A 1,316-nucleotide genomic window follows, 5' to 3' on the forward strand; every position below is an offset into this window, starting at 1 on the left:
GCTCAAGCGGCACCTGACGACCTGTGGGCTGACGCCGGAGACGTATCGGGCGAAGTGGGGCCTTCCGCTCGACTATCCGATGGTGGCCCCCGGCTACTCGCAGAGGCGATCGGCGATCGCCGCGAGCTTGCAGTTCAACCGCGGCTACCGTGCCATTCCTCAGAAGGCACAGGCCTCGCAGGTCTAGCGGGCGCCCACAGCGGCGTGTTCAGGCATAGGGACCACCGAACAGGTCCCCGAGCGCCTTGCACCGAAACAGCGTTCGCCAGCGCCGCCTGCGATGCTCCGGCCGATCGTGGATCATATGGCAGCGCTGGCAGAAGGCCGCGAGGTTGGCACCGGTGTTGTTCGCGGTGTCATGATCCCGATGGGCCGCAGCGAGGACGACGCGGGTGCGACGAGCTTTTCCGAGGATGTCGGCTACTGACGCGACCAGGATCGGGCGCCCCCGACCGTCGCGCCACCGACCGGCATCAGCATCCCACCAGCGCCCATCACCCAAGTGAAAAACTCATCCGTCCGTGCGGCCGTCCGCAGCCCTCGCAGCAGCCTCTCGCCCGCCCGAACCGGATCACGGCCGAGAGCTGCGCCCAGTCGATGGGGTAGAAGAAGCGGTGCTCGGGCCGGATCGGCATGGGGCGCACTGTGCCACCGGTCGGAGCGAAAGCGTAGCCGTAAGAGGGGTGGCAGAATTGCCCGGGCAGGCTACCCGCAAAGCTGACGGCACTCCTTGCGGGCAGCTTCCATTCGCTGGTCGAGGTAGGCCGCGAGGTCTATCAAGCCGACCCCCTTGGCTGACTTCTGGCTGGCGTCGATCCGCACGATCGGCAGGTTTAGCTTGCCTTCACTGACCCGGCGCAACAGGTGCTCCTGCGACACGCCGGGGAAGTAGTCCTCCATCACACGGTCGAGGGGGATGATGACCCGCGGGCCGTACTGCTCCCGCAGAAGGGCGACCGTCGTCGACTGCACAGGGTCGGGCGCTCGCATGCTACGGGCCTTCATGGTGTTCTCCGCGAGGTGAGCCTCTTAGCGCTTCCGCGTGATGTTCACGGCTGCAAGCCGACCGTCTGCCTCCGCTTCGTCTAGGATCCGTTTAGCCCTCTCAGTAGGGCTGCCGCCCCGCTTCCGAGCCTCCTCTAGCTCGATGACAAGGCGGTCCATGACCGGGGCGTACTGCTCGCCGAGCTTTTCCACGAGATAGGCCGAGTAGAGGGTCGCCTCTTCAATCTCAGCGAGGGTCGGCTCACGGTTTTCGAAGCGCTTTTTCCGCCGCCCCGCGCTTGGCTGTTGCCTTCGCATCTGCGCCTCCGAGG

Annotated in this window: 4 protein-coding genes; 2 read left to right on the forward strand and 2 right to left on the reverse strand. The window is 66.1% G+C overall.

The window, feature by feature from the left end; all coding sequences use genetic code 11:
- Together NS334_RS16320 and NS334_RS18745 are read left to right on the forward strand one after the other, a co-directional pair.
- A partial coding sequence (locus NS334_RS16320) for a MucR family transcriptional regulator (RefSeq protein WP_193753141.1) occupies nucleotides 1–187 on the forward strand: 187 nt, incomplete at its 5' end.
- Nucleotides 188–280: 93 nt separating this feature from the next.
- Nucleotides 281–427 (forward strand): hypothetical protein, encoded by a 147-nt coding sequence (locus NS334_RS18745; protein ID WP_193753142.1) that lies wholly within the window; start codon nucleotides 281–283, stop codon nucleotides 425–427.
- A gap of 278 nt (nucleotides 428–705) precedes the next feature.
- Here the strand turns inward: NS334_RS18745 and NS334_RS16325 are convergent, their stop codons facing one another.
- Nucleotides 706–1,005 (reverse strand): pyocin activator PrtN family protein, encoded by a 300-nt coding sequence (locus tag NS334_RS16325; protein ID WP_058607107.1) that lies wholly within the window; start codon nucleotides 1,003–1,005, stop codon nucleotides 706–708.
- A gap of 24 nt (nucleotides 1,006–1,029) precedes the next feature.
- Nucleotides 1,030–1,316: hypothetical protein (locus NS334_RS16330; RefSeq protein WP_206542678.1), on the reverse strand; the 287-nt coding region annotated here is incomplete at its 5' end.

It is taken from the genome of Sphingomonas endophytica (assembly GCF_001476895.1).
Taxonomy (GTDB): Bacteria; Pseudomonadota; Alphaproteobacteria; order Sphingomonadales; family Sphingomonadaceae; genus Sphingomonas; species Sphingomonas endophytica_A.